This is a genomic window from Streptomyces sp. NK15101, from assembly GCF_020400725.1.
Lineage (GTDB): Bacteria > Actinomycetota > Actinomycetes > Streptomycetales > Streptomycetaceae > Streptomyces.
Map to the genome: position 1 here is coordinate 1 of NZ_JAINVG010000171.1, position 5,744 is coordinate 5,744.

The 5,744-nt window shown below is 73.4% G+C and carries 5 protein-coding genes and 1 pseudogene; all 6 read left to right on the forward strand.

The features are described 5' to 3' along the window. Window positions 1–155: pseudogene (locus K7G60_RS38130) on the forward strand (electron transfer flavoprotein subunit alpha/FixB family protein); the annotation flags it as partial. Between the two features lie 138 nt (window positions 156–293). Next, the gene (locus K7G60_RS38135) at window positions 294–791 is read left to right on the forward strand and encodes a PaaI family thioesterase (RefSeq protein WP_225805558.1); all 498 of its coding nucleotides are present in this window, start codon (window positions 294–296) and stop codon (window positions 789–791) included. Between the two features lie 444 nt (window positions 792–1,235). Then, complete coding sequence (locus tag K7G60_RS38140; protein WP_225805559.1) at window positions 1,236–1,439, forward strand: DUF6229 family protein; 204 nt, start codon at window positions 1,236–1,238, stop codon at window positions 1,437–1,439. A 121-nt stretch (window positions 1,440–1,560) separates the two neighbouring features. Further along, a complete protein-coding gene (locus K7G60_RS38145; protein ID WP_225805560.1) occupies window positions 1,561–4,458 on the forward strand; it encodes a type 2 lanthipeptide synthetase LanM family protein in 2,898 nt (965 codons plus the stop codon). 90 nt (window positions 4,459–4,548) lie between these two features. Then, complete coding sequence (locus tag K7G60_RS38150) at window positions 4,549–4,971, forward strand: YjbQ family protein (protein WP_225805561.1); 423 nt, start codon at window positions 4,549–4,551, stop codon at window positions 4,969–4,971. A 410-nt stretch (window positions 4,972–5,381) separates the two neighbouring features. Beyond that, on the forward strand, window positions 5,382–5,744 hold a 363-nt coding region (locus tag K7G60_RS38155), incomplete at its 3' end, for a hypothetical protein (protein ID WP_225805562.1).

The window sequence follows — 5,744 nt, forward strand, 5'->3', positions numbered from 1 at the left end:
GGCACCGGGCCGGCATGCAGACCTCGAAGACCATCGTCGCGGTCAACAAGGACCCCGAGGCCCCGATCTTCGACCTGGTCGACTACGGCGTGGTCGGCGACCTCTTCGAGGTGCTCCCGCAGCTCACCCAAGAGGTTGGGTCCCGCAAGGGCTGACCCGCCGCTTCGAGAGGCCCGGAGTGCGGACACCCCGTTCGGGGGTGCCCGGCGCCGGGCCTTCGTGATGTGATCGAACGGGTGACGACGGCGCTCTCGCACCGGGAGCACGGCACCGTGAACGGAAGGGAACCCATCTTGGAAGCCACCCCGCTGCAGGACCTCGCAGCGCCCGAGGGCGTCTGCTTCGGCTGTGGAAGCGCGCACCCGACCGGCCTGCGGATCCACAGCCACTGGGATCCGGACGGCGTGCACGTACGCTGCACCCACCGCCCCGATCCGCAGTACACGGGCTGGCCGGGACTGGTGTACGGCGGCTTCCTGGCGATGCTGGTCGACTGCCACTCGAACTGGACCGCGATGGCCTACCACTACCGTGCCGAGGGCCGCGAGCCAGGGAGCCTGCCGCGCATCGAGTGCGTGACAGGGGAACTCGGCGTCAAGTACCTGAAGCCGACGCCCATGGGAGTGGAGCTGACCCTGACCGCCCGGGTGGAGGGCCCTCTGGGCCGCAAGAGCCGGGTGATCTGCGAGATCCACGCGGACGACACCCTGGTCGCCGTCGGGGACTCCGTCTTCGTACGCGTCGACACGGCGCGGCTCGCCGCGACGGCCCACGGCACGGCGACGCGCTGACGCCACCGCGAGACACCCGGGCAGACACGCGGCCGCGCCCGTCGGCCCCCCGACGCTCATGGAGCGGGGCCGCCCGTCACGGACGCCTCGGCGCGGTCTCGGGGTGCGGTGCGGTCTCGGGGTGCGGCGCGAAGCGTCCGCATGGCGGACGGTGAATGGCCGGATGTGCGCCGGCCGCCCCACTTGACGGACGCGGGCGCCGTCCACCCCGTCTCCGTCCGGGCGGGTCCGGGGACGGGACCGGCCGGGGCGGGCACCGCCGTTCACCTCGGCTCCAGTGCCGGCGCGCGGATCGGCGTGCACGGGCTCGGCCGCAGGGCGGCGGCCTCCGGTCCCGGCCGGACGACCGGCTGAAGAATGACCGGTTCTGGCAGGTCTCGGACGGACGTCCTCCGGTGGATTCTGTAGCTCCGCGCATTCCCTGCGATTCGTAGGAGGAACCGCATGCCCGTCATGTCCGCCACCCGTGCCGACGAGATCGTCACCGCCTGGCTCCAGGGCGCCGAGACGGCCTTCGGCGCCGACAACCCGGCCGGCCCGCTCTACGTGGGCGGTGCGGCCGGAGAGGCCGCGCTGACCGACGCCACCGAGGCGCTGTTGACCGGGTGCAGCAGCTGTACCGGTTCGTGGCACAGCTACTGCTGCTGACGAACCGCCGTACGGCACCGCACGCAACACCCGGGGAGCCCTCGGGGGCTCCCCGGCCCGCCGCAACGCGCCACCGGCTCGGGCCGGATCACGTGCACCAGTCGTCAGGAGAGGACCCAGCATGGGGGAACCGGTGGCAGCGGCCCGCTCGGCCGACGGAGCACCGCCCGAGGGATGGTTCGCGGCACCGGTGGACGCCTTCGTGGCCCCGCTGTTCGCGGAGCTGGGGGACCGGATCCCGGAGATCGCCGGGCTGGCCGCCGACGAGCGGGCGGTACTGCGCGAGGCGACGCGCGAGGCCCTCAGCCGTACCCTGCAGCTCCGGCTCAACCGGGTGCTCCTGCTGGAACTGCGGGCCGCCGTCCTGGCGGGCGAACTGCCCGGCGCGGACTCGGCCGCCCGCTGGGACGCCTTCGTCCGGCACGCCTCCGCCCCCGAATTCGCCGAGACCCTGCACCGGCGGTACCCGGCGCTGCGCGAACGGGTCTTCGCCTCCGGGCACCTGCTGATCGAGGGCGCGCTGGAACTGGGCACACGGCTCGCCGCGGACCGGGAGGCCGTCGCCGGCCTGCTCGGCGACGATCCGGGCCCCCTGCGCGGTCTGGAGCTCGCCCGCGGGGACACGCACCACGGAGGGCGGGCGGTGGCCCGGCTGCTCTTCGGGACGGGCAGCGTCATGTACAAGCCCCGGCCGGTGGAGGTGGACGCCGCGCTGCGCTCCTTCGTCGCCGCCGTCCCCGGCGCCGAGGACCTGGGCGTGCCGCGGGTGGTGGTCCGGGACGGCTACGGCTGGGCCGAGCACCTCGGCCACCGCTACTGCCGGGACGAGGCGGAACTCGCCCGCTTCTACCGTGCCCTGGGCGGATGGCTGGCGGTGATGCGACTCCTCGGCGGGACCGACCTGCACGCCGAGAACCTGGTGGCCCACGGCCCGGTGCCCGCCGTGGTCGACGCCGAGGCCCTGTTCACGCCCGATGTCGAGGTCCCGCCGAGCGGGCGCGGCGACGCCGTGGACCGGGCGGCCCGGACGATCCGCAACACCGTGCTGCGCACCGGCATCCTGCCGCTCCGCACCGACGGCTACGCCCTCGCCGGTGTGGACCTCTCGGCCGCGGGCGGTCTGCCCGGCCAGCAGCCGCGGATCCGTGTCCCGGTCATCGCGGACGGAGGGCTCGACACCGCCCGCATGGAGATCGGCGTGGTGGACCTGCCGCCGGCCCGCAACCACCCCAGCCCCGAACCGGTGCTGATCCGCCACTGGGACCAGGTGCTGACCGGTTTCGACAGGCTCACCGGGGCGCTGGCGGACCTCGACGCGGGCGGTGGACTCGGCACGCTGATGAAGGCGTTCGACGGATGCCTCGTCCGCAGGATCCGGCGGCCCACACAGACGTACACGGACATCGGCCGGATGCTCTGGCACCCGGCCTCGCTGCACGACCCCGAGGCCGCCCTGACGCGGGCCCGGGACATCCTCCACCGCAACGCCCTCGCCGCACCGGGCGCGCCCCGCGAACCCGCGGTGATCGACGGAGAGATCGCGGACCTGCTGATCGGTGACGTCCCCGTGTTCGACGAGCGGGTGGGCGGACAGAGGCTGACCGCCTTCCTGACCGGATGGCGACAGGCGGACCTCACCCGCGAGCGTGACACCATCCGCAGCGCACTGGTCGGTGCCTACCTGAACGAACGGCAGCTCCCCGACCGGGTGCGGACGCCCGCGCGGTCTCCGAGCAGCGAGGACCTGGACCGGCGCCGTCGCGCGCTGGCGGCCGCGGCCGTGGAGACGATCTGCGCGGCGGCCGTACGGGGCACCGACGCCACCGCGACCTGGATCAGCCCCGTGCTCACGGACTACGGCTGGGCGGTCCGCCCGCTCGGCGCGGACCTCTACACCGGTCAGGGCGGCGTCGCCCTCGCCCTCGCGGAGTACCTGCGGGAGCAGCGGGCAGGACGGGCCGACCCGGTGGCCGGCGTCGAGTCCGTGCTGGCCGGCACGCTGGAGGTGCTGGCCGCCACCGAGGACACCACGCCGACCCGCCCGCTCGGCGGGTTCACCGGCCTCGCCTCGCAGGTGTGGACCTGGGCGGCCCTGCACCGTGTCCTCGGGACGCCCGGACCGCTCGACCGCGCCCGCGCCAGGGCCGCGCTGCTGACCCCGGAGCTCATCGCCGAGGACCGGGCGCTCGACGTGCTCGGCGGTGCGGCCGGGGTGATCGTCCCCCTGCTCGACCTCGCGGAACTCACCGGTCAGGAAAGGTGGGTGGACGTCGCCGCCGAAGCCGGGCGGCGGCTGGAGCGGACCGCGGTCCTCGACGACCGCGGAGCACGCTGGTCCACGGTGATGTTCCCGGAGGGCATCGGCGGATTCGCCCACGGCGCCACCGGCGCCGGCTGGGCGCTCACCAGGCTCGCCCTCTCCACTGCCGGGAGCGCGACCGACCGACGCCGTTGGTACGAACTCGGTTCTCTGGCGCATGACTTCGAGGAGTCCCTGTACTCTCCCGAGACGCGAGCCTGGGCCGACGCGCGGGTCGGGGGAGCGGTCGACCATCCCACCGCGTGGTGTCACGGCAGCACGGGCATAGGCCTGGCCGCCGTCGACCTCCACGAGCGCACCGGCGACCCGCGCCATCTGGACACCGCGCTCCGCTCGGCCCCGGCCGGCCTGCGCGAGGGCTTCGGCTGGAGCCACACCCTCTGCCACGGCGACCTCGGGCTCTGGGAGATCCTCCACCGCCTGCGCGGCCTGAAGGGATACGAGGGGCCGTCCGCCGCGGAGGCCGACGCGGAGTTGCTCACCGGCATCGAGCAGCGCGGCCCGGTCGGCGGCCTCGCCAAGGAGGCGTTCGCACCGGGCCTGCTCCCCGGGCTGTCCGGGGTGGTCCACCAGCTCCTGCGCATGCACCCGGACGCCCGGCTGAGCTCTCCGCTGCTCCTGGCACTCCCCCCGGGACCGGGACCGGCCGGCGCTCCGCACGGGAAGCCCCCGGAGGGCGACCGGCGGACCGCCCCGTGATCGTGCCGCTCGTGCGGCTGCCGTCCCCGACCACCCTCTGCTCCGCGTGTGAAGTTTGAGCGGAAAGCCCCGCCCGCCCACCATGGGGACATGAGCCACGGATTCGAGACCCGCACCCTTGACATCACCACCGGGACATCGGAAACGGTCTACGACCTGACCCGGGAGTGCTCCTCTTTCCTGGCCGAGGTGGCACAGGGCAGAGACGGACTCCTGAACGTCTTCACGCCGCACGCGACCATGGGCGTGGCGTTGATCGAAACGGGTGCGGGCAGCGACAGCGACCTTCTGGCCGCCCTGCACCAGCTCCTCCCCGCGGACGAACGCTGGCAGCACCGCCATGGAAGCCCCGGCCACGGTCGCGACCACGTGATGCCGGCCATCGTCCCGCCCCATGCGACGATCCCCGTGATCGGCGGTGAACTGGCTCTGGGCACCTGGCAGTCGGTGTGCCTGGTGGACACTAATCGGGATAATCCGGAGCGTCAGGTCCGGCTGTCGTTTCTCGGGTAGCGGTGGCCGCCGGCACGGGACCTTGGGCGGGATGTCCGGCCGTACCGAGCGCCCTGTGTGAACACCCACCCGGGCAGCCACGTGGCAGAGCGCGTGACAGGTGAGTGCACCTGTACCCGTCACACCCGCCGCGTCACCGCCGCCGAGGCGCACCCCGCAACGCGGACGGTGGGTGCGGCGTCACCGGCGACGGGGGTGCCGCAACCCTGGCGCGTTCGCGACGCCGCCAACCGTCCGGTGTGCAGCTCCCCTGCATCCGCAAGCGCCGGGCCTGCGTGTTCATCATGCGGGAGGGGCAGTTTGTGCCACGTATGCAGGCGTTGCCATTGCGGATCACACGACGACCGGACACCGTGGTAGGACTGTTCGAGCCGTTCGATCCATGTCCACGTCTACGGGGGATACGAGTCGTGGCTGTGACGGTTCCGGACTGGGCGGACACGCTCCTGGACCTGGTGGGGGTGAACTGGCCCAACGTCGACGAGGACGCGTACCGCGACATGGCGGACGCGCTGCGGGAGTTCGCGGACGACCTCGCCGACGACGGCCGGCTCGCCAGCAACCACATGGAGCGGCTGCTGTCGTCGGGGCACGGCGAGGCGATGGACGCGCTGGGCGAGCACTGGTCCAAGGTCAAGGGCAAGCACCTGAAGGACATGGTGTCCGCGGCCCGGACGATCGCGGACGCGCTGGACCTGGCCGCGGGCGCGATCGAGGGCATGAAGTGGAAGGCGGTCGCGGAGCTCGGGGTGCTGGCCGGCCAGACCGGTCTG